16 protein-coding genes are annotated in these 22,019 nt (G+C 61.3%); 10 read left to right on the forward strand and 6 right to left on the reverse strand.

Annotated features, from left to right (window positions below):
• Nucleotides 1–125: 125 nt before the first annotated feature.
• The 3 genes from ngg to mnmC form a co-directional block, all read right to left on the reverse strand.
• Nucleotides 126–1,871 (reverse strand): N-acetylglutaminylglutamine synthetase, encoded by a 1,746-nt coding sequence (gene ngg / locus HU730_RS21160; RefSeq protein WP_106118214.1) that lies wholly within the window; start codon nt 1,869–1,871, stop codon nt 126–128.
• A gap of 3 nt (nt 1,872–1,874) precedes the next feature.
• A complete protein-coding gene (locus HU730_RS21165) occupies nt 1,875–3,647 on the reverse strand; it encodes an N-acetylglutaminylglutamine amidotransferase (RefSeq protein ID WP_186527483.1) in 1,773 nt (590 codons plus the stop codon).
• Nucleotides 3,648–3,783: 136 nt separating this feature from the next.
• Nucleotides 3,784–5,784, reverse strand: a complete 2,001-nt coding sequence (mnmC, locus tag HU730_RS21170) for a bifunctional tRNA (5-methylaminomethyl-2-thiouridine)(34)-methyltransferase MnmD/FAD-dependent 5-carboxymethylaminomethyl-2-thiouridine(34) oxidoreductase MnmC (RefSeq protein ID WP_186527484.1) — start codon at nt 5,782–5,784, stop codon at nt 3,784–3,786.
• Between the two features lie 154 nt (nt 5,785–5,938).
• On the opposite strand from mnmC, the gene pap reads away from it, so the two are divergent.
• From pap to HU730_RS21185, 3 genes are all read left to right on the forward strand, one after another.
• The gene (gene pap / locus HU730_RS21175; RefSeq protein ID WP_186527485.1) at nt 5,939–7,453 is read left to right on the forward strand and encodes a polyphosphate:AMP phosphotransferase; all 1,515 of its coding nucleotides are present in this window, start codon (nt 5,939–5,941) and stop codon (nt 7,451–7,453) included.
• Nucleotides 7,454–7,652: 199 nt separating this feature from the next.
• Nucleotides 7,653–8,837: a thiolase family protein gene (locus tag HU730_RS21180; protein WP_169912603.1), complete on the forward strand. Its 1,185-nt coding sequence runs from the start codon at nt 7,653–7,655 to the stop codon at nt 8,835–8,837.
• A gap of 188 nt (nt 8,838–9,025) precedes the next feature.
• Complete coding sequence (locus HU730_RS21185) at nt 9,026–9,982, forward strand: DMT family transporter (RefSeq protein ID WP_034126157.1); 957 nt, start codon at nt 9,026–9,028, stop codon at nt 9,980–9,982.
• On the opposite strand, the gene HU730_RS21190 is transcribed toward HU730_RS21185, so the two are convergent.
• A complete protein-coding gene (locus tag HU730_RS21190) occupies nt 9,979–11,361 on the reverse strand; it encodes a class II fumarate hydratase (protein WP_014719259.1) in 1,383 nt (460 codons plus the stop codon). The two genes, HU730_RS21185 and HU730_RS21190, sit on opposite strands and share 4 nt — an antisense overlap.
• A 196-nt stretch (nt 11,362–11,557) precedes the next feature.
• On the opposite strand from HU730_RS21190, the gene HU730_RS21195 reads away from it, so the two are divergent.
• The 7 genes from HU730_RS21195 (at nt 11,558) to HU730_RS21225 (ending at nt 19,324) form a co-directional block, all read left to right on the forward strand.
• Nucleotides 11,558–12,076 (forward strand): DUF2059 domain-containing protein, encoded by a 519-nt coding sequence (locus tag HU730_RS21195; protein WP_014719258.1) that lies wholly within the window; start codon nt 11,558–11,560, stop codon nt 12,074–12,076.
• Between the two features lie 6 nt (nt 12,077–12,082).
• The gene (locus HU730_RS21200) at nt 12,083–12,376 is read left to right on the forward strand and encodes a BolA family protein (protein WP_054896313.1); all 294 of its coding nucleotides are present in this window, start codon (nt 12,083–12,085) and stop codon (nt 12,374–12,376) included.
• Between the two features lie 186 nt (nt 12,377–12,562).
• Nucleotides 12,563–13,504, forward strand: a complete 942-nt coding sequence (locus tag HU730_RS21205) for a rhodanese-related sulfurtransferase (protein ID WP_186527486.1) — start codon at nt 12,563–12,565, stop codon at nt 13,502–13,504.
• A gap of 36 nt (nt 13,505–13,540) precedes the next feature.
• The gene (locus HU730_RS21210) at nt 13,541–14,143 is read left to right on the forward strand and encodes a DsbA family protein (RefSeq protein WP_170949794.1); all 603 of its coding nucleotides are present in this window, start codon (nt 13,541–13,543) and stop codon (nt 14,141–14,143) included.
• Complete coding sequence (locus HU730_RS21215; RefSeq protein WP_072447997.1) at nt 14,136–15,938, forward strand: ABC transporter ATP-binding protein; 1,803 nt, start codon at nt 14,136–14,138, stop codon at nt 15,936–15,938. The genes HU730_RS21210 and HU730_RS21215 overlap by 8 nt, the downstream gene beginning before the upstream one ends.
• Nucleotides 15,939–16,009: 71 nt before the next feature.
• Nucleotides 16,010–18,472, forward strand: a complete 2,463-nt coding sequence (locus tag HU730_RS21220) for an EAL domain-containing protein (protein WP_034126162.1) — start codon at nt 16,010–16,012, stop codon at nt 18,470–18,472.
• 45 nt (nt 18,473–18,517) lie between these two features.
• Complete coding sequence (locus tag HU730_RS21225) at nt 18,518–19,324, forward strand: iron-containing redox enzyme family protein (RefSeq protein ID WP_034126163.1); 807 nt, start codon at nt 18,518–18,520, stop codon at nt 19,322–19,324.
• Between the two features lie 134 nt (nt 19,325–19,458).
• Here the strand turns inward: HU730_RS21225 and HU730_RS21230 are convergent, their stop codons facing one another.
• Both HU730_RS21230 and lldD read right to left on the reverse strand, forming a co-directional pair.
• Entirely contained in the window at nt 19,459–20,385 is a 927-nt protein-coding gene (locus HU730_RS21230) for a GGDEF domain-containing protein (protein WP_014719251.1), read from the reverse strand.
• A 411-nt stretch (nt 20,386–20,796) separates the two neighbouring features.
• Nucleotides 20,797–21,927: an FMN-dependent L-lactate dehydrogenase LldD gene (gene lldD / locus HU730_RS21235; RefSeq protein ID WP_034126164.1), complete on the reverse strand. Its 1,131-nt coding sequence runs from the start codon at nt 21,925–21,927 to the stop codon at nt 20,797–20,799.
• Between the last annotated feature and the right edge of the window lie 92 nt (nt 21,928–22,019).

The following is a 22,019-nucleotide window of genomic DNA, read 5'->3' on the forward strand; positions in this document are numbered from 1 at the left end:
CGCTGCGATCGTGCGATCGTTCCCACGCTCTGCGTGGGAATGCCTCAGGGACGCTCTGCGTCCGCTGTGGTGACGCAGAGCGTCACAGGCTGCATTCCCACGCGGAGCGTGGTAACGATCGGTAGTCAGGTAGCCGGCTGACTGTGTGGAAACAACAAATCCACAAACTTCTCAGCCGTGGGTTGCGGTTCATGGTTGGCCAGGCCGGCCCGTTCGTTGGCTTCGATAAACACATACTCTGGCTGGTCGGCCGCAAGTACCATCAGGTCCAGGCCGACCATAGGGATATCCAGGGCACGGGCCGCACGCACGGCCGCGTCCACCAGCGTGGGGTGCAGGATCGCCGTGACATCTTCCAGGCAACCCCCGGTGTGCAGGTTGGCGGTGCGTCGCACGGCCAGTTGCACGCCACGGGGCAGGATGCTGTTGTAGTCGTAACCTGCGGCTTTGAGGGTGCGCTCGGTTTCTGCATCCAGCGGGATTTTGCTCTCGCCGTCGGTGGCCGCCTGGCGACGACGGCTTTGCGCCTGGATCAACGCGCGAATCGAATGTTGGCCGTCGCCGATCACTTCGGCAGGGCGACGAATCGCAGCCGCGATCACTTCAAAACCGATCACCAGAATCCGCAGGTCCAGGCCTTCGTGGAAGCTTTCCAGCAACACGCGGCTGTCGAACTGGCGCGCCGCTTCGATCGCCTGCTGCACGTCTTCGATGCTGCGCAGATCCACGGCGACGCCATGGCCTTGCTCGCCATCCAGCGGCTTGACCACGATGCGCTGGTGTTCGTCGAGAAACTCCAGGTTGTCGTCGGCGCTGCCCGCCAACTGTTGCACCGGCACTTGCAGGCCCGCCGCCTTGAGCACCTTGTGGGTGAGGCTCTTGTCCTGGCACAGGGTCATGCTGATGGCGCTGGTCAGGTCGCTCAGGGACTCACGGCAACGCACGCGACGCCCGCCGTGGCTAAGGGTGAACAAACCCGCATCGGCGTCGTCCACGTGCACATCAATACCGCGTCGGTGGGCTTCTTCCACAATGATGCGCGCGTAAGGGTTGAACTCCGCCTGGGGCCCCGGGCCCAGAAACAGCGGTTGATTGATGCCGTTCTTGCGCTTGATTGCAAAGGTGGTCAACGCCCGAAAGCCCAGCTTGGCGTAAAGGCTCTTGGCCTGGCGGTTATCGTGCAGCACCGACAAGTCCAGGTAGCTCAAGCCTCGGCTCATGAAGTGCTCCACCAAGTGGCGCACTAACACTTCACCGACGCCAGGGCGCGTGCATTGCGGGTCGACGGCCAGACACCAGAGGCTGCATCCGTTCTCCGGGTCGTGGAAGGCCTTGTGATGGTTGAGGCCCATCACGCTGCCAATCACCGCGCCGCTGTCTTCGTCTTCGGCCAGCCAGTACACCGGGCCGCCTTGATGGCGTGGGGTGAGGCGTTCCGGGTCGACAGGCAGCATCCCGCGGCCCTGGTACAGGTGGTTGACCGCTTGCCAGTCGGCCTCGCTCTGCACCCGGCGAATACGAAAGCCGCGAAATACCCGGGTGGCCGGGCGGTAGTCGGTGAACCACAGGCGCAGGGTGTCGGACGGGTCGAGGAACAGTTGCTGCGGGTCAATGCCCAGGATTTGCTGGGGCGCTGCCACGTACAGCGCGATATCGCGCTCGCCAGGCTGCTCGTTGAGCAGTTCCTGGGCCAAGCTTGCCGGGTCGGGAAAGGTGTGCCCGATCAACAAACGGCCCCAGCCGCAATGCACGGCAATCGGGTCGGCGGCCAGTGCGCTGCCGTCTTCGGCCAGGCGCGCTTGCAGGCGCTCGTAGGTCGGCGCCTGGCCCTTGAGTAAGCGTTGGCTGTAAGCCGCGGCATTCGGTTTCATGGATCAGATTCCTTGTTCGCTCAGCCACAGGTTCAGCGCCGCCAACTGCCACAGCTTGGAGCCGCGCAGTGGGGTCAGTTGGCCTTGCGGGTCGGTGAGCAAGCGGTCGAGCATGGCCGGGTTGAACAGCCCGCGGTCCTGGCTCGGGTCCAGCAGCAACTCGCGCACCCAGTTCAAGGTATCGCCCTGCAGGTGCTTGAGGCCGGGCACGGGGAAGTAGCCTTTCTTGCGGTCGATGACTTCGCTGGGGATGACCCGGCGCGCCGCTTCCTTGAGCACCTGTTTGCCGCCGTCGGGTAGCTTGAACTGGGCCGGCACACGGGCCGACAGTTCTACCAGGCGGTAGTCGAGAAACGGCGTGCGCGCTTCCAGGCCCCAGGCCATGGTCATGTTGTCGACGCGTTTGACCGGGTCGTCCACCAGCATCACCGTGCTGTCCAGGCGCAGGGCCTTGTCCACCGCTGCGTCGGCGCCCGGCATTGCAAAGTGCTCGCGCACGAAATCGCCAGCAGCGTCGTTGGCGGTCAGCCATTGGGGCGCGACGGTCGCCGCGTAGTCGTCGTAGCTGCGGTCGAAAAACGCCTCGCGGTAGGCCGCGTACGGGTCGCTGGCACCGTCCACTTGCGGGTACCAGTGGTAACCGGCGAACAGTTCATCGGCGCCCTGGCCGCTCTGCACCACTTTGCAATGCTTGGCCACTTCCCGCGACAGCAGGTAGAAGGCGATGCAGTCATGGCTGACCATCGGCTCGCTCATGGCGCGGAAGGCGGCCGGCAGTTGCTCGATGATCTCGCTTTCGGCGATGCGCAGTTGGTGGTGATGGGTGCCGTAGTGTTTGGCGATCAGGTCTGAGTACTGGAACTCGTCGCCACGTTCGCCGCCGGCGTCTTCAAAGCCGATGGAAAAGGTCGACAAATCCTCCACGCCCACTTCACGCAGCAGGCCGACGAGCATGCTCGAGTCGACGCCGCCGGACAGCAGCACCCCCACATCCACCGCCGCACGTTGGCGAATGGCCACGGCTTCGCGGGTGCTGTCGAGCACGCGGTCGGTCCAGTCTTCCAGGGTCAGGTGTTTTTCGTCCTCATGGGGCCCGTAGGGCAGGGTCCACCAGGTTTTCTGTTCGGTCTTGCCGCTGGCGTCGATGCGCATCCAGCTGGCGGGCGGCAGCTTTTCGATGCCGGCCAACAACGTGCGCGGCGCGGGCACCACGGCGTGGAAATTCAGGTAGTGGTTGAGGGCGACCGGATCGAGGATCGGGTTGATATCCCCACCCTTGAGCAACGCTGGCAACGCCGAGGCGAAACGCAGGCGCTGGCCGGTGCGCGACAGGTACAAGGGCTTCACACCGAGACGGTCACGAGCGATGAACAGACGCTGGGCATCACGCTCCCAGATGGCGAAAGCGAACATGCCGTTGAGCTTGGGCAGCAGCGCTTCGCCCCAGGCGTGATAACCCTTGAGCAACACTTCGGTGTCGCCACCGGAATAGAAGGCGTAACCCAGGGCTTCCAGCTCTTGGCGCAGCTCCGGGAAATTATAGATAGCGCCATTGAACGCCAGGGACAGCCCCAGATGGGCGTCGACCATCGGTTGGGCAGAGCCGTCCGACAGGTCCATGATCTTCAGGCGGCGGTGGCCCAGGGCAATCGGCCCTTGGGCATGAAAGCCCCAGGCGTCGGGGCCTCGGGGGGCGAGGCGGTGCGTGATGCGTTCTACGGCTGCCAGGTCGGCAGGTTGATGATCAAAGCGTAACTCGCCAGCTAGTCCACACATAAATTCCTTACCGGTTTTTCCGTTGGGGAGGGGTCAATACTCAATACGCCCAAAAGGGCGCGTACCCAGAAACTGACCCAGTGCTATGCGTGGAGTTTTAGACCGATAAGTTATAAGGCAGATAGCCGCCTTGCCTTTAATCCGGCTTTTTTTGTGCAGCGCCCTGGCCTCGCACCAACGCGCGCAGGGCAAATCGATTGGGGTGGCAAGCCTCGGCTACGCTGGTGGGCACTGGCAGGGGCTCATCACTCAGCCATGCAGCCAGCAGTTCGCCGCACAACGGCGCAGTGATCAGGCCACGCGAGCCATGGCCGCTATTGAGAAACAGCCCCGGCAGCCACGGGCAGGGCGTTTGCGGCACTTGCCGGGCGTCTTTGCCCAGTACCGCATAAGCCTGCTCAAACGCCGCATGGTCGGCCAGTGGCCCAACGATGGGCAGGTAGTCGGGGCTGGTACAACGAAACGCGGCACGGCCTTCCAGTTGTTCGGCCGCCAGGCGGTCGGCACCCAGGCGCTGCAGCAGGTCGGTAGACATCTCGCGCAGCATCTGCAGGTTGCCGCTGTGTTCGGCGGGCGTGGGCGTGAGGTCTTGATTGTTGAAGTCAAAACTGGCGCCCAGGGTGTGTTCGCCAAGCCGGGCCGGCGCGACGTAGCCCTCGGCACAGACCACCGTGGTCAGCGCTTTACTCGCGCAGGTTTGCGCCAGCCGAGTGATCTGCCCACGGATGCGCTTGAGCGGTATGTTTGCACTGAAGGGGAAACGCTTGATCTCCGCAGCCCCTGCGAGCACCACGACACCGGCGCTGGCCAGCACGCGGTCACCGGCGCGGGCTTGCCATTGGTCGTCGAGCCGGTGCAGTTCCAGTGCCTCGTGGTGGGTGAGCACTTCAATCAGTGGATGTTTGGCCTGCCACTGGCACAGCGCGGGCGGATGCACCCAACCGCCCTCTGGAAAAAACAACCCGCCGTGGGCCAGTTCGATTCCCGCCTTTTGCTGCGCCTGCTCGCGGTCCAGTAGATGCAGCAGGTCCGGAGCAAAGGCGTTTGCCAATTGAGCCTGACGCTGGATCTCTTTGGCGTCAAACGCCAGTTGCAACACGCCACAGCCGTCCCAATCGACACCTCGGTGCAAATGTTCCAGCAGGCGTCGGGTGTGGCCAAAACCGCTGACTATCAGCTGGGACAAGGCCGTGCCATGGGCCGAAAGTTTGAGGTACAACACACCCTGTGGGTTGCCCGACGCTTCCTGTGCCAAGCCGGCGTGGCGCTCCAGAAGGCTGACACGCCAACCCCTGGCGGCCAGGCTGGCGGCGGTCGCGCACCCGGCCAGGCCACCGCCGATGACCAGGGCATGGCGTTCTCCCTCGATGGCGGGTGGCCGGGCGAACCAGGGTTTACGTGGGGCCGGCGCGGGTAAGTCGGCGGGCCAACCGACAAACTCCCCACGCAGGATCTCCCACTTATGGCCGATGCCTGGCGTGCGTTTCATCTTGAACCCGGCGGCATTGATCAACCGCCTTACCCAGCCGGTGCTGGTGAAGGTGCTGATGGTCGAGCCCGGTGCCGCCAGGCGCGCCAGTTGGGCGAACAGCTCGGCGGTCCACATGTCGGGGTTTTTCGCCGGGGCGAACCCGTCGAGAAACCATGCATCGACCTGGGCGTCCAGTTGCGGCAATTGTTCCAGCGCATCGCCGATCAACAGGGTCAGGGTCACGCGGCCATTGTCCAGTACCAGGCGCTGGAAACCCTGGTGGATGGCAATGTATTGCGCCAGCAGTTGCTCGGCCAAGGGTTGCAGTTCGGGCCAGAGGGCGAGGGCGCGTTGCAGGTCGGCATGGCTGAGGGGGTACTTTTCCACGCTGACAAAGTGCAGCCGCGCACCGGCGACTGCGTGCTGTTCGAACAACTGCCAGGCGCAGAGGAAGTTCAAACCGGTGCCGAAGCCAGTTTCACCAATCACCAGGCGCCCATCTGCGGGCAAGGCGGCGAAGCGTTCCTGCAAGCGGTTCTGCTCCAGGAACACGTAGCGGGTTTCTTCCAGGCCCGACTGGTCGGAGAAATACACGTCGTCGAATACCCGCGAATGCGGGCGGCCTTGGTCATCCCAGTCGAGCTGGGCGTGGGTGATGGGGTTCATGGCGGCTCATAAAATGAAAGCGGGCAAAGGCAAGGCGGCCATTCTAGCCGATCAACAGGCGTTGAATTGATCCATGGCAAGGCTGGGTTGTATTTCCTTGCGCGTGTCGGGGCCCAATCCGCTAGTCTTGAGCCATCTTGAAACGGAGCTGCCCATGTTCGAATCCGCCGAAATCGGTCACGCCATCGACAAAGACACCTACGACGCCGAAGTGCCGGCCTTGCGTGAAGCCTTGCTGGAAGTTCAGTACGAGCTGCAACAGCAGAAACGCTTCCCGGTGATCATCCTCATCAACGGCATCGAGGGCGCGGGCAAGGGTGAAACCGTCAAGCTGCTCAATGAATGGATGGACCCGCGCCTGATCGAAGTCCGCACCTTCGACCAGCAGACCGACGAAGAACTGGCGCGTCCACCGGCCTGGCGCTACTGGCGGCAACTGCCGGCCAAGGGCCGCATGGGCATTTTCTTCGGCAACTGGTACAGCCAGATGCTGCAAGGCCGCGTGCATGGGCAGATCAAGGATGCGCGCCTGGACCAGGCCATCGCCGGCGCCGAACGTCTGGAAAAGATGCTCTGCGATGAAGGTGCGCTGATCTTCAAGTTCTGGTTCCACCTGTCCAAAAAACAGATGAAGGCGCGCCTCAAGGCCCTGGCCGACGACCCGCTGCACAGCTGGCGCATCAGCCCATTGGACTGGCAGCAGTCCAAGACCTACGACAAGTTCGTGCATTTCGGTGAGCGTGTGCTGCGCCGCACCAGCCGCGATTACGCGCCGTGGCATGTGATCGAAGGCGTCGACCCCCATTACCGTGGGCTGACCGTGGGCAAGATCCTGCTCGATGGGCTGCAAAGTGCCCTGAACCTGGCCAAGGTCAAGGCCAGCGGCATGAACCCGGCGCCGTTGCTTGCCTCGGTGGACCAAAAGAGCCTGCTCGACAGCCTCGACATGACCCTGCGCCTGGACAAGGACGACTATGAAGAGCAACTGATTACCGAACAGGCGCGCTTCTCTGGCCTGATGCGCGACAAACGCATGCGCAAGCACGCGCTGGTAAGCGTGTTCGAGGGCAACGACGCGGCGGGCAAGGGTGGGGCGATCCGTCGAGTGGCGGCAGCACTGGACCCGCGCCAGTACCACATCGTGCCGATTGCCGCGCCCAGCGAAGACGAACGGGCCCAGCCTTATCTATGGCGGTTCTGGCAGAAAATCCCGGCGCGCGGCATGTTCACCGTGTTTGACCGCTCCTGGTACGGTCGCGTGCTGGTGGAACGCATCGAAGGCTTCTGTACCCCTGCGGACTGGATGCGCGCCTATGGCGAGATCAATGACTTCGAAGAGCAACTGCGCGATGCGGGGGTGATCGTGGTCAAGTTCTGGCTGGCCATCGACAAGGAGACGCAACTGGAGCGCTTCCAGGCCCGTGAAGAAATCCCCTTCAAACGCTTCAAGATCACCGAAGACGACTGGCGCAATCGCGACAAGTGGGACGACTACCGCGCGGCAGTGGGCGATATGGTTGACCGCACCAGCACCGAGGTGGCGCCCTGGACTCTGGTCGAGGCCAACGACAAGCGCTGGGCGCGGGTCAAGGTGCTGCGCACCATCAACCGTGCGCTGGAAGAAGCGTTTGATAAAAGCGACAAGCACGACAAAAAGAAAAAGAAATAGCCTGTAGGAGCGAGCTTGCTCGCGAAAAACGTCAACGATAACGCGTGCTTCCTGAGTGAACGCGGCGCCTATTAGTTTTTCGCGAGCAAGCTCGCTCCTACAGAGGCTCCATGCTTTTGCATCCACGCAGTGAATGATCATCGCGGTCGGCCAGGCCTGGATCTATCCTCGATCCACAACCACAAGATCGAGGTAGCCCATGCGTGAAGTAGTGATCGTCGACAGCGTGCGAACCGGCCTGGCCAAATCCTTTCGCGGCAAGTTCAACCAGACCCGTCCCGATGACATGGCGGCCCATTGTGTCAATGCGCTGCTGGCCCGCAACGGTATCGACCCTGCGACGGTAGAAGACTGCATCGTCGGTGCCGGCTCCAACGAAGGCGCCCAGGGCTATAACATCGGGCGTAACGTGGCGGTGCTCTCGCAACTGGGCACCGGTACGGCGGGCATGACTCTCAACCGTTTCTGTTCGTCGGGCTTGCAGGCGATTGCCATTGCCGCCAACCAGATCGCTTCGGGCTGCAGCGACATCATTGTTGCCGGTGGCGTGGAGTCCATCAGCCTGACCATGAAGAGCGTCAACACCGATAACCTGATCAACCCGCTGCTTAAAGAACAGGTGCCGGGCATTTACTTCCCCATGGGCCAGACCGCCGAAATCGTTGCGCGCCGCTATCACGTCAGCCGCGAAGACCAGGACCTTTATGCGCTGCAAAGCCAGCAACGCACCGCCCAGGCCCAGGCTGATGGCTTGTTCAACGATGAAATCGTGCCGATGGCGGTCAAGTACAAGGTCGAGGACAAGAACACTGGCGCGGTGCAGATCCTGGATGGCGTGGTAGACCGGGACGACTGCAACCGCCCGGACACCACCCTGGCCAGCCTCAGCGGCCTGAAGCCGGTATTTGCCGAGGATGGCTCGGTAACGGCAGGTAACTCCTCGCAGCTCTCCGACGGTGCGTCGATGACCCTGGTGATGAGCCTGGAAAAAGCCTTGGCACTGGGGCTCAAGCCCAAGGCGTTCTTCCGTGGCTTTACCGTGGCCGGTTGCGAGCCGGATGAAATGGGCATTGGCCCGGTGTTCTCGGTGCCCAAGTTGCTCAAGGCCAAGGGTTTGCAGGTGGCGGATATCGACTTGTGGGAACTCAATGAGGCCTTTGCTTCCCAGTGCCTTTACGCACGCAATCGCCTGGAGATCGATAACGCCAAATACAATGTCAACGGCGGCTCGATTTCCATCGGCCACCCGTTCGGCATGACCGGCTCGCGGCAGGTGGGGCACCTGGTGCGCGAGCTGCAACGGCGCAACCTGCGTTACGGGATTGTCACCATGTGCGTGGGTGGTGGGATGGGCGCCACCGGACTCTTCGAAGCCGTACGCTGAGTCAGGTGGGAATACCGCCAATGTGGGAGCTGGCTTGCCTGCGATTGCGGTGGGTCAGCGACAGATTGGACACAGATAAATCGCCATCGCAGGCAAGCCAGCCCCCACCTTCAAGACTGTGACGTATCCGAACTCAGTGACTTGCCCCTAGAATGCCTGCTCCACTTCCTCTGGCATCTGGGGCACTCATGCACATCTCTTCCGGCCGCTGGGTCTACGGTTTCTTCCTGACCCTGCTGACCGCGTTTCTGTGGGGCATTCTCCCGATCAAGCTCAAGCAAGTGTTGCAGGTGATGGACCCGATCACCGTGACCTGGTTTCGCCTCATGGTAGCGGGCACGTGCCTGTTCGTTTACCTGGCCGCCACCAAACGCCTGCCCAGCCGCAAAGTGCTTGGCCCCAAGGGTGGGTGGCTGGTGGGCATGGCGGTGTGTGGCCTGGTGGGCAACTACGTGTTGTACCTGGTTGGCCTGAAAATGCTCAGCCCAGGCACGGCGCAGTTGGTGGTGCAGATGGGCCCGATCTTTCTGATGGTTGCCAGTGTGTTTGTGTTCAAGGAGCGCTTCAGCTTGGGGCAGGGGGTGGGGCTGATGATGCTGATCGCAGGCTTTGGCTTGTTCTTCAACCAACGCCTGGTGGAGTTGCTGACGTCCATGGGCACTTACACTGCCGGTGTGCTGACGATCCTGCTCGCCACCACCATCTGGGTGTTCTATGCACTGGGGCAGAAGCAGTTGCTGACGGTATGGAATTCATTGCAGGTGATGATGGTGATCTACTTGTCGTGCGCGGTGTTGCTCACGCCTTGGGCGCACCCGCTGGAGGCGCTGCAATTGAGCCCGCTGCAAGGCTGGCTGCTGCTGGCGTGCTGCATGAATACGCTGGTGGCCTACGGCGCATTTGCCGAAGCCCTGGCGCATTGGGAAGCCTCGCGGGTCAGTGCGACCCTGGCGTTGACGCCGTTGGTGACCTTTGTGGCGGTGGCAGTGTCGGCCTGGCTGTGGCCGGACTATGTGCAAGCCGAAGAGATCAATGCCTTGGGGTATGTGGGGGCTTTGGTGGTGGTGACTGGCTCGGCGATGGTGGCGCTGGCGCCTTCGCTGCTCGCCGGGCTCAGGGCCCGGCGGCTGCGGATGTCGGTTTAAGCGCCGAGCATGTTTTCCGGGCGCACCCACTGGTCAAACTCGGCATCGGTGAGGTAGCCCAGCTCCAGTGCAGCCTCACGCAGTGTCAGCCCTTCGGCGTAAGCCTTCTTGGCGATTTCGGCTGACTTGTCGTAGCCGATATGCGGGTTGAGGGCGGTGACCAGCATCAGCCCGCGTTCCAGGTGCTGGGCCATTTGCTCGGCGTCGGGTTCAAGACCGGCAATGCAATGCTCCTGGAAGTTGTTGCAGCCATCGGCCAGCAGGCGAATCGACTCCAGCAGGTTGTGGATGATCACCGGTTTGTACACGTTCAACTGCAAGTGCCCTTGGCTGGCGGCCATGCCGATGGTCACGTCGTTGCCCAGCACCTGGCAGGCCAGCATCGACAGCGCTTCGCATTGTGTGGGGTTGACCTTGCCGGGCATGATCGAACTGCCCGGTTCGTTGGCCGGCAACTTGACTTCGGCCAGCCCGGCGCGAGGGCCCGAACCCAGCAGGCGCAGGTCGTTGGCGATCTTCATCAGCGCCACGGCCAGGGTTTTCAGCGCGCCGTGCAGGGTCACCAGCGGCTCATGGCCGGAGAGGGCGGCGAATTTGTTCGGCGCGGTCACAAAGGGTAGACCCGACAACGCGGCCAGCTCGGAAGCAATCGCCTCGCCAAAGCCATGGGGGGCATTGAGGCCGGTGCCGACGGCGGTGCCGCCCTGGGCCAGCTCGCACACCGCGGGCAGGGCGCTGCGGATCGCACGCTCGGCGTAATCGAGCTGGGCGATAAACGCCGAAAGTTCCTGGCCGAAGGTGATCGGTGTGGCATCCATCATGTGGGTACGGCCGGTCTTGACCAGCTTCATATGCCGCGCGGCCAATTCTGCCAGTCCACCGGACAAGGTGGCGATCGCCGGCAGCAGTTGCTTGTTCACCGCTTGCACCGCAGCAATGCTCATGGCGGTGGGGAAGCAGTCGTTGGAACTCTGGGAACGGTTGACGTGATCGTTGGGGTGCACCGGGCTCTTGCCGCCGCGGTTGTTGCCGGCCAGTTCGTTGGCGCGGCCAGCGATCACTTCGTTGGCGTTCATGTTGCTCTGGGTGCCACTGCCGGTCTGCCAGACCACCAGCGGGAACTGGTCGTCATGCTGGCCGTCCAGGACTTCGTCGGCAGCCTGCTCGATCAGGCGGGCAATATCGGCAGGCAGGTCGCCGTTGCGGTCGTTGACCCGCGCCGCGGCCTTCTTGATCAGGGCCAGGGCATGCAATACCGCCAGCGGCATGCGCTGCTCGCCAATCGCGAAATTGACCAGCGAACGTTGGGTTTGCGCGCCCCAATAGGCGTCATCAGGGACCTGTACTTCCCCCAGGCTGTCGGTTTCGATACGGCTCATCGGTCACCCTCCTTATGCAGTCGTGATTGGTCAGTTTAGGCCCTGGCGGCCAGCGTGGGTTCCCTAAAAGCGCATTTGTGCCATCGCGCCCCGTGAAACCGGGGCTTGCCAAGGAGTGGGGTTGAGCCGCGAGGTTTTTTAGGCGCAGAATGGTCGCCCTTGGGGTCTTACCTCGCCTGCTAGAAAAGGAAACTCGATGACTCGTCTTCGTGCCATCTGTACCGCGGTTGCTCTGGTTTGCGCCAGCGGCCAGGTTCTTGCCGATACCGCCAGCCACAACGCCAGTGCCGAAGCCTTCCTTACCCTGGCCCATGCTGACAAGCTGGGGACCCCGGTGTACATGCAAGTGCAGCAAATGTTCGCCCAGCGTTTCGAACAGACCAAGGCGCCTGCCGCCAAGCAGTCGGTACTGGACAGCTACCAGGCCAAGGCCAACGCCGCTCTGGACCAGGCCATCGGCTGGCCGAAGCTCAAGCCTGACATGGTCAAGCTCTACACCACCAACTTCAGCGAATCCGAGCTCAAGGACCTGGTAGCGTTCTACCAGTCGCCACTTGGCAAGAAAGTCCTGGAAAAAATGCCCCAGCTGACCCAGCAATCGGCCCAGATGACCCAGGCCAAGCTGGAAAGCGCCGTACCGGTGGTGAACAAGCTGTTGGAAGACATGACCAACGAGCTGGCGCCAAAAGCCGCCGCACCGGCCAAGAAGAAGTAAGCAGGAATGACCATGCAACAGCGTATCGAAACGGCCCTTGCCGCCCTGGCCCCGCAACATTTGAGCGTGCTGGATGAAAGCCACATGCACAGCCGTGGGTTGCAGACCCACTTCAAGGCCGTGCTGGTCAGCCAGCAGTTCGAGGGGCTCAACCGCGTCAAGCGCCATCAGAAGGTCTACGCCACCCTGGGTGATCTGATGAGCGAGTTCCATGCGCTGGCGCTGCATACCTATACGCCCGACGAGTGGGCGACAATCGACGCAGCCCCGGCCTCGCCGACCTGCGCCGGCGGACATTGAAGCAGCCACAAGTTTTCAGCTGCAAGCTTCAAGAGTAGAGCCCTCGCAGCTGCCTTCTTGCTACAATCCTCAGCGCGCCGCTTAGTCGGCGCGTTTTTTTTGCTTTTACTTGTAGCTTGCAGCTAAAAACTCGCAGCTGCTATCCGGTTCACCCCTTACGAGGGTAGCCACCTGGAGAGAACACCCATGACTCAACCGATTGTCGTGGCGGCACTGTATAAGTTCGTCACCCTCGAAGATTACGTCGCCCTGCGCGAGCCCCTGTTGCAGGCGATGGTCGATAACGGCATCAAAGGCACCTTGCTGATCGCCGAAGAAGGCATCAACGGCACCGTTTCCGGCAGCCGCGAAGGCATTGACGGCCTGATGGCGTGGCTGAAAACAGACCCGCGCATGGTCGACATCGACCACAAGGAATCCTACTGCGACGACCAGCCGTTCTATCGCACCAAGGTCAAGCTCAAGAAAGAGATCGTGACCCTGGGCGTTGAAGGCGTCGACCCGAACAAAAAAGTCGGTACCTATGTCGACCCGCAGGATTGGAATGCGTTGATCAGCGACCCGGAAGTGCTGTTGATCGACACCCGTAACGACTACGAAGTGTCCATCGGCACCTTTGAAGGCGCAATCGACCCGAAAACCACCAGTTTTCGCGAATTTCCCGACTACATCAAAGCCAACTTCGACCCGGCCAAGCACAAGAAGGTCGCCATGTTCTGCACCGGCGGCATTCGTTGTGAGAAGGCCTCGAGCTACATGCTCAGCGAAGGCTTCGATGAGGTCTACCACCTCAAGGGCGGTATCCTGAAGTACCTCGAAGAGGTGCCCCAGGAAGAAACCAAATGGCAGGGCGACTGCTTTGTGTTCGACAATCGCGTGACCGTGCGCCACGACTTGAGCGAAGGCGACTACGATCAATGTCATGCCTGCCGCACACCCGTGAGCGTAGAAGACCGCGCCTCCGAGCATTACGTGGCGGGCATCAGTTGCCCCCATTGCTGGGATAAGCTGCCGGAGAAGACCCGTCGCAGTGCGATCGACCGCCAGAAGCAGATCGAACTGGCCAAGGCCCGCAACATGCCGCACCCGATTGGTTACAACTACAAGCAAACCCCTTCCGAGGCCTGAGCCATGTCTGCGCGCCTGCTCTATGTAATGGACCCGATGTGTTCCTGGTGCTGGGGCTTTGCCCCGGTGGCACAAGCGCTGGTGGAGCAGGCCCAGGCGGCCGGCGTGGACGTGCACCTGGTGGTGGGCGGCTTGCGCACCGGCAGCGGCGCGGCGCTGGAGCCGACTACCCGGCGCTACATCCTTGAACACTGGCAGGCCGTCACCGACGCCACCGGCCAGCCGTTCAAGCGTGACGGCGCGCTGCCCGACGGTTTTGTCTACGACACGGAGCCGGCGTGCCGCGCTATCGTCACCGCACGCAGCCTGGCGCCGGATTGCGCCTGGAAGCTGCTGGGGCTGATCCAGCGTGCGTTCTATGTCGAAGGCCGGGACGTGACCCTCGCCCATGTGTTGGTTGAGCTGGCCGAGCAGGCCGGCATTCCACGTATCGAGTTTGCCGGCGAGTTCGACCGTGCCGAGCAGCACGCCGCCACGGCGGCCGATTTCACTTGGGTGCAAGACCTGGGCATTGCCGGGTTCCCGACCCTGCTGGCCGAGCGCAACGGCCAGTTGGCCTTGCTGACCAATGGTTACCAGCCGCTGTCCGAGCTGTCGCCGTTACTGGGTCGATGGCTGGAGCGAGCTGCCTGTGTATGAACAGCCTCCACGCACCGACCGCCTGACCTGGGCAGAAATTCGCCGCCTGGCCCTGCGCCACAAGAAATCCCTGTGGGTCGCCAACGGTGTCGCCGTGCTCGCCACCCTGTGCAGCGTGCCTATCCCGCTGTTATTGCCGTTGCTGGTGGACGAAGTGCTGCTGGGCCATGGCGATGCCGCCCTCAAGGTGATGAACCACGCGCTGCCCCTGGGTTGGCAAAAAGCCGCTGGCTATATCGGCCTGATGCTCTTGGTCACCCTGGCCCTGCGCTGCGGCGCGCTGGTGTTCAACGTGGTGCAGGCGCGGCTGTTTGCGCGCTTGGCCAAGGACATCGTGTACCGCATCCGCGTGCGCCTGATCGAGCGTCTCAAGCGTATCTCTCTGGGTGAGTACGAAAGCCTGGGCAGCGGTACGGTCACCACTCATCTGGTGACCGACCTGGACACGCTGGACAAATTCGTGGGTGAAACCCTCAGTCGCTTCCTGGTGGCGATGCTGACCCTGGTCGGCACCTCGGCGATCCTGGTGTGGATGCATTGGCAACTGGCGTTGTTGATCCTGTTGTTCAATCCGTTGGTGATCTACGCCACGGTGCAATTGGGCAAGCGCGTCAAGCACCTCAAGAAGCTGGAAAACGACAGTACTTCACGCTTTACCCAGGCGCTGACTGAAACCCTCGATGCCATCCAGGAAGTACGTGCCGGCAACCGCCAAGGCTTTTTCCTCGGGCGGCTGGGCCAGCGTGCTCAGGAAGTGCGTGACTACGCCATTCATTCCCAGTGGAAAACCGACGCGTCGAGCCGCGCCAGTGGCTTGCTGTTCCAGTTCGGTATCGACATCTTCCGCGCCGCGGCCATGCTCACCGTGCTGTTTTCCGACCTGTCCATCGGCCAGATGCTCGCGGTGTTCAGTTACCTGTGGTTCATGATTGGCCCGGTGGAACAACTGCTGAACCTGCAATACGCCTATTACGCGGCGGGTGGCGCGCTGTCGCGCATCAACGAGCTGCTGGCGCGTGCCGATGAGCCGCAATACCCAGGCGGCGCAGACCCGTTCAGCGGGCGCGAGACGGTCGGCATCGAAGTGCGTGGCCTCGACTTCGGCTACGGCGAAGACCTGGTACTCAACCAGTTGAACCTGGCCATCGCACCGGGTGAAAAGGTGGCAATTGTCGGCGCCAGCGGCGGCGGTAAAAGCACCCTGGTGCAACTGTTGCTGGGGCTCTACACACCGCAGTCCGGCAGCATTCGTTTTGGTGCTGCCACCCAGCAGGAGATCGGCCTGGAGACCATCCGCGAAAACGTCGCGGTGGTGCTGCAACACCCTGCGCTGTTCAACGATACCGTGCGCGCCAACCTGACCATGGGCCGCACCCGCACCGATCAAGCCTGCTGGCAGGCGCTGGAAATCGCCCAACTGGATGCTACTGTCAAGGCATTGCCCTTGGGCCTGGACAGCGTGGTCGGGCGTTCGGGCGTGCGCTTTTCCGGTGGCCAGCGGCAACGCCTGGCGATTGCCCGCATGGTGCTCGCCGAGCCTAAAGTGGTGATTCTGGACGAGGCCACGTCTGCATTGGATGCGGCGACCGAATACAACCTGCACCAGGCACTGGCGCGGTTTCTCAGCGGGCGTACTACACTGATCATCGCTCACCGGCTGTCTGCGGTGAAGCAGGCTGACCGAGTGTTGGTGTTCGATGGCGGGCACATCGCCGAGGATGGCGACCATCAGCAGTTGATTGCCGATGGTGGGTTGTACGCCAAACTGTACGGACACTTGCAACAAGTACGTTGATTTAGCTTAGGCTGTGCTATCGGGAGCGGATTTTCGCGTGCGTATTAAGCTGTGCATGTGTAAGGGACTTCATGAAGCAAAAGCGGACTCTCGGAACGCCACGCCTGTTGGGTATTGTCTGGCCCTTCATCGCCGTCGTGTTGTTCCAGGCATTGTTAGGCTGCGTCAGTCTCTACGTGCTTTCGGCAGTGCGGGGTTATGTGGCGGGCGAAAGCCTGTGGTCCAAGGGCCAGAAGGATGCTATCTACTACCTGACCCTCTACGCCGATAACCGCAACGACGCCACCTACCTCAAATACCAGCAGGCCATTGCCGTGCCCCAGGGTGGGCATGAATTGCGCATTGCCCTGGACCGTCCCAATCCAGACATGGAGGCCGCGCGCCTGGGTATCCTCAAGGGCGGCAACCATCCGGACGACGTTTCCAGCCTGATCTGGCTGTACCTCAACTTCCGCCATTTCAGCTACCTGGAAAAAGCCATTGAGCTGTGGACGGTGGGCGACGGCTATCTGCTGCAGTTGGATGAGCTGGCCCAGGAGATGCACGGCGCCATTACCTCCGGCTACGTCAGCAGTGACGATGTCCATAGCTGGAAGGCGCGCATCACGGCCATCAATGAAGGGGTGACGCCCGCCGCCAAGGCGTTCAGCGATGCCCTGGGCGAAGGTTCGCGGATGATCCTGCGCCTGTTGTTGATCACCAACCTGGCGACGGCCTTGGGCCTGATCGTGTTGGCGCTGCTGCGCACCCACAAGCTGCTGGCCCAGCGTCATGCCTTTGCCGATGCGCTGCAAGCGGAGAAGGAGCGGGCGCAGATTACATTGGAGTCGATTGGCGACGGGGTGATTACCACCGATGTCGACGGGGCCATTGCCTATATGAACCCTGCCGCTGAAGCCTTGACCCACTGGCGCTCGGAGCAGGCCCAGGGCCTGCCGCTGGCGGCGTTGTTCAAGCTTTTGAATGAAAACGCCGAGCCCGACGGATTCACCCTGATTGAGCACATCGTCAAGGGCCAGTTCAGCGGCGGCAGCGAGCATTCCAAGCTGATCCAGCGCCTGGACGGCAGCACGGTCTCGGTCACCCTGGTGGGCGCGCCGATCCGCAGCGCCGGCAAGATCAGCGGTGCGGTCCTGGTGCTGCACGACATGACCCAGGAACGCCAGTACATCGCCAATCTTTCCTGGCAGGCCACCCATGACGCCTTGACCGGCCTGGCCAACCGTCGCGAGTTCGAGTTCCGCCTTGAACAGGTGCTGCAACAGGTAGCGCGCCAGCAAAGTGGGCGACATGCCTTGATGTTCCTCGACCTCGACCAGTTCAAGCTGGTCAATGACACCTGTGGGCACGCGGCAGGCGATGAATTGTTGCGTCACATCTGCGCGCTGTTGCAATCAGACTTGCGCGAAGGCGATACCCTGGCTCGGTTGGGCGGCGACGAGTTTGGCATCCTGCTGGAAAACTGCCCGGCGCCGGTGGCGGAAAAAATCGCCGAGAGCCTGCGCCATACCGTGCAAAGCTTGCACTTCGTGTGGAAGGGGCGGCCCTTCATGACCACTGTCAGCATCGGCCTGGTGCATATCTCGCAAACCCCGACCACCCTGGAAACCTCCCTGCGCGCCGCCGACATGGCGTGCTACATGGCCAAGGAAAAGGGGCGCAACCGGGTGCAGGTCTACCACGTCGACGACTCCGAGTTGTCTCTACGGTTTGGCGAGATGGCCTGGGTACAGCGGCTGCATATCGCCCTTGAAGAAGATCGCTTTTGCCTCTATGCCCAGGAAATCGCGCCGTTGGGCCCTACCGACGCTGGCAATGGGCACATCGAAATTCTCCTGCGCCTGCATGACGAAGCGGGGCGGATCATTTTACCCAACAGTTTTATTCCGGCTGCCGAGCGTTACGGTTTGATGACGTCCCTGGACCGTTGGGTAGTGGAAAACGTATTCAAGATTATCGCCCGCTGCATGCATGAGCGTCCGGGCCGACCCATGGCCATGTGTGCGATTAATCTGTCAGGCATCACCATTGGCGATGATGACTTTTTGGGTTTTTTACGTCAGAAATTCGATAGTTACAGCATTCCACCGGAAATGATTTGTTTTGAAATAACTGAAACGAGCGCTATAGCCAATTTGGGCAGTGCGATTCGATTTATTAATGAACTCAAAGCGTTAGGGTGCCATTTTTCCCTGGATGACTTTTGCGCCGGAATGTCCTCATTCGCATATTTGAAACATTTACCTGTAGACTTCCTGAAGATCGATGGAAGTTTCGTAAAGGATATGCTGGACGACCCGATTAACCGCGCCATGGTCGAGGTGATCAACCACATCGGCCACGTCATGGGTAAGCGCACGATTGCCGAGTTTGTTGAAACACCCCAGATCGAACAGGCTTTACTTGAGATAGGTGTGGATTACGCTCAGGGCTACCTGATTGAACGCCCGCAATTGTTTACCTTTGATAGCCTGCAGTGCCGACCTGAGCGGCCGCAGCCTCTGTTATTCAAGGCGCCCGGCACTTTCCGCTGAAACATTTGCTGGTCTGTACAATCACACTTGAAAAGGAGCCCCACAGTGATCGACACATTCAACAGAACCGGCCCGCTTATGGAAGCCTCGAGTTACCCCGCCTGGGCGCAGCAACTGATCCAGGACTGTAGCGAGAGCAAGCGTCGGGTTGTCGAGCACGAACTGTACCAGCGCATGCGCGACAACGCCCTCAGCGCCAAGACCATGCGCCACTACCTGATTGGTGGTTGGCCGGTGGTGGAACAGTTTGCCTTGTACATGGCGCAGAACCTGACCAAGACCAAGTTTGCCCGCCATCCTGGGGAGGATATGGCGCGCCGTTGGCTGATGCGCAACATTCGCGTGGAGCTCAACCATGCCGACTATTGGGTCAATTGGGCGCGGGCTCACGGCGTCAGCCTTGAAGAACTCCAAGCGCAGGAGGTGCCGCCCGAGTTGCACGCCCTGAGTCATTGGTGCTGGCACACCAGCTCGGCGGATGCGTTGATCGTCGCGATTGCCGCCACCAACTACGCGATCGAGGGGGCGACGGGGGAGTGGTCCGCCGTGGTCTGCTCTACCGGTGTGTATGCTGCCGCCTTCCCTGAGGAAGATCGCAAGCGGGCGATGAAGTGGCTGAAGATGCACGCCCAATACGACGATGCCCACCCTTGGGAAGCCCTGGAAATCATCTGCACACTGGCCGGGACCAACCCGAGCAAGGCCTTGCAGGAAGAGTTGCGCCAAGCGGTGTGCAAGAGCTACGACTACATGCACTTGTTCCTGGAAAGCTGCATGCGTCTAGAGAATGCGGAAAAAGACAAGGCGCCAGCCGTTCGCGAGCGCCCTGTGCGCATCGCCAGCGAGGCGTGATGTAACGGTTCGGATGGTATTTGTGGCCAGGGAGCTTGCTCCCGTTGGACTGCGTAGCAGGCTCATTCTTTTTAAATAAAAAATGGGGCCGCTTCGCGCCCCAGCGGGAGCAAGCTCCCTCGCCACAACTGGCCTTATCCCGCCATCGCCAAGCGGTTGCGACCTTCGCGCTTGGCCACGTACAACGCATTGTCGGCCCGGCGCAGCAGGCTTTCAGCCGACTCGGCCGCCAGCAGCGTAGAACAGCCGAGGCTCACGGTCAGTTCGATTCGCGTGCCCTCCACCCAGTAGTCCTGGGCTTGCGCCGCCTGGCGCAGGCGTTCTCCCACCATTCTCGCGGCATCGCGACCGGTGTTGGAGAGCAGGATCAAAAACTCTTCCCCGCCAAACCGAAACACCATGTCCACGTTGCGCAGCTGGCGTTTGATCGCCCCGGCTACGGCGCGCAGCACGCTGTCGCCCGCAGCATGCCCATGGGTGTCGTTGATTTTCTTGAAGTGGTCGATGTCCAGCATTAACAAAGAGAGCGGGTGCAAATGCCGGCGTGCCATGTCGATTTCTCGCTGCAGCGTCTGGTCCATGGCCACACGGTTGCCGGTTTCGGTCAACGGGTCACGCAGGGCGCTGCGGGTGGCGGCGCGGTAGAGCAGGGCGTTGCGCATCGGATAAAGCAAGGTCACCAGCAGGAGTTCGAGTTGGCTCAGTTCTTCTTCAAGCAACCGCTGGTTGCGACGAAAGACCAGTTCCCCCAGGTGTTCGCCTTCATGGCTCAGGGTGTAGCTGACGGAGTGATGACCCCGGTGGCCAAACTCCAGGCGCAGGTCGCTGGCGGCGTGACGGTATTGCAACGCGTCCAGCGGCACCAGGCGCTGAACCTCACGAAAGAACAGGCCCAGGATGCGCTCCGGCTCCAGGCTGGTCTGCAACTGCTGGTTCAGTTGCTGGCGAAGTTCGGCGAGGGTGGCGGGGCGGCGTGGGCGTAAGGATGGCTGGCCAAATCCCAGGCGTTGCAATTTGGCACTGTCAAAGTCAATTGCGTTGGTCTGGGTGGGGGTTTTCATAAGCGCGTGGCCTCTAAGCACTGGGCTGTCTTACAGGCGGGATGAGGGTGGCGAGTGCCAAGCGTCTTACTGATCCTTCAGTTCCGTAAAACATTGGAAACAGTTTAAACCGCTTTTCATTGGGTTATAACCCCATGGCCCTGCCGCACGTCTTGTCATCGCCGAACCTGCTTGAACAGTACTAGAGCGAGATTCATGCCAAGTGTCTTTAGTTGGAAAAAATACTTATAAATCAATTAACTAATTTTTAAATAAGAAAAGTCCGTTAAAGCATGGCGCCAGTTATTTGGCTGATTTGGGCCAGCGTTGCCGCCGGCCCGGTTGACGTAACTGTTTCGGTGGGGCGAGTTGCTTGTCGCAAATAAACAACGCTTCGTTATTCGTGAACAAAGTACACCGCACCCATCACCACTAGACCAAGGTGGTACGGTCGATTTGCGCGATGGAGGTGACCCCGGTCAGGGTCATGGCCACGCGCATTTCCTTGGCGAAGATGTCCAGCAGATTCTCTACCCCATGCTGGCCCTCGGCGGCCAGCGCGTAGGCGGTGGCGCGCCCCAGCAGGCACGCCTTGGCGCCCAGGGCGAGCATGCGCACCACGTCGAGCCCGGAGCGAATGCCGGAGTCCACCAGCACGGTCAAGTCATCGCCCACCGCTTCGGCAATTGGCGGCAACGCCTTGGCCGTGGACAGCACTCCGTCGAGCTGGCGGCCGCCATGGTTGGAGACCACGATGCCGTCGGCACCGAAACTCACCGCGTCCTTGGCATCCTGGGGGTCGAGGATGCCCTTGATGATCATCGGGCCTTTCCAGAACTCGCGGATCCACTCCAGGTCTTTCCAACTGATGGACGGGTCGAAGTTGTTGGCCAGCCAACCAATGTAGTCCTCCAGGTGGGTGGGTTTGCCCAGGTATTTGGAAATATTGCCCAGGTCGTGAGGGCGGCCCATCAAGCCCACATCGAAGGCCCACTGCGGCTTGGTCACCGCCTGCAACATGCGTCGCTGCGCTGCGTAGGGGCCAGACATGCCCGAGTGCGCATCGCGGTAGCGTGCGCCGGGTGTGGGCATATCCACCGTGAACACCAGGGTGGTCACGCCAGCTGCCTGCGCCCGCTCCAGAGCGTTGCGCATGAAGCCGCGATCCTTGAGCACATACAGTTGGAACCAGATCGACTGCGGGCTTTGCGAGGCCACTTCCTCAATCGAACACACCGACACTGTCGATAGGCAAAAAGGGATGTTTTTGTTGGCCGCCGCCTTGGCTGCTTGCACTTCACCGCGTCGCGCATACATGCCGGTCAGCCCGACCGGGCTAAGGATGACCGGCATCGCCAGTTCGGTGCCGAACAGCTGGGTGGTAAGACTCAGGTCGTCGACATTGCGCAGGATGCGTTGGCGCAGGCTGATCTCGGCCAGGTCCGAACTGTTGGCGCGCAGCGTGTGCTCGGCGTAGGCGCCGCCGTCGATGTAATCGAACAGAAAGCGCGGCAACTTGCGCTTGGCCGCAGCGCGGTAGTCGGAAGCGGACGAGATGATCATCGACGGTGTCTCCACAGGGCAAAGTGCTACACCCTAAGCAAAGTTATGCCATGATGAAAACAACTTTTATCACTGCCATCCAGTCGTTATAG

Origin of the sequence: Pseudomonas sp. SWRI22 (assembly GCF_014268395.2) — a bacterium.
In the GTDB taxonomy this organism is placed as follows: Bacteria; Pseudomonadota; Gammaproteobacteria; order Pseudomonadales; family Pseudomonadaceae; genus Aquipseudomonas; species Aquipseudomonas paracarnis.

Excerpts from the sequence above, each read along its gene's own strand:
- ngg (WP_106118214.1), bottom strand. The coding sequence starts at position 1,871 with ATGAAACCGAATGCCGCGGCTTACAGCCAACGCTTACTCAAGGGCCAG.
- HU730_RS21165 (WP_186527483.1), bottom strand. The coding sequence starts at position 3,647 with ATGTGTGGACTAGCTGGCGAGTTACGCTTTGATCATCAACCTGCCGAC.
- mnmC (WP_186527484.1), bottom strand. The coding sequence starts at position 5,784 with ATGAACCCCATCACCCACGCCCAGCTCGACTGGGATGACCAAGGCCGC.
- pap (WP_186527485.1), top strand. The coding sequence starts at position 5,939 with ATGTTCGAATCCGCCGAAATCGGTCACGCCATCGACAAAGACACCTAC.
- HU730_RS21180 (WP_169912603.1), top strand. The coding sequence starts at position 7,653 with ATGCGTGAAGTAGTGATCGTCGACAGCGTGCGAACCGGCCTGGCCAAA.
- HU730_RS21185 (WP_034126157.1), top strand. The coding sequence starts at position 9,026 with ATGCACATCTCTTCCGGCCGCTGGGTCTACGGTTTCTTCCTGACCCTG.
- HU730_RS21190 (WP_014719259.1), bottom strand. The coding sequence starts at position 11,361 with ATGAGCCGTATCGAAACCGACAGCCTGGGGGAAGTACAGGTCCCTGAT.
- HU730_RS21195 (WP_014719258.1), top strand. The coding sequence starts at position 11,558 with ATGACTCGTCTTCGTGCCATCTGTACCGCGGTTGCTCTGGTTTGCGCC.
- HU730_RS21200 (WP_054896313.1), top strand. The coding sequence starts at position 12,083 with ATGACCATGCAACAGCGTATCGAAACGGCCCTTGCCGCCCTGGCCCCG.
- HU730_RS21205 (WP_186527486.1), top strand. The coding sequence starts at position 12,563 with ATGACTCAACCGATTGTCGTGGCGGCACTGTATAAGTTCGTCACCCTC.
- HU730_RS21210 (WP_170949794.1), top strand. The coding sequence starts at position 13,541 with ATGTGTTCCTGGTGCTGGGGCTTTGCCCCGGTGGCACAAGCGCTGGTG.
- HU730_RS21220 (WP_034126162.1), top strand. The coding sequence starts at position 16,010 with ATGAAGCAAAAGCGGACTCTCGGAACGCCACGCCTGTTGGGTATTGTC.
- HU730_RS21230 (WP_014719251.1), bottom strand. The coding sequence starts at position 20,385 with ATGAAAACCCCCACCCAGACCAACGCAATTGACTTTGACAGTGCCAAA.
- lldD (WP_034126164.1), bottom strand. The coding sequence starts at position 21,927 with ATGATCATCTCGTCCGCTTCCGACTACCGCGCTGCGGCCAAGCGCAAG.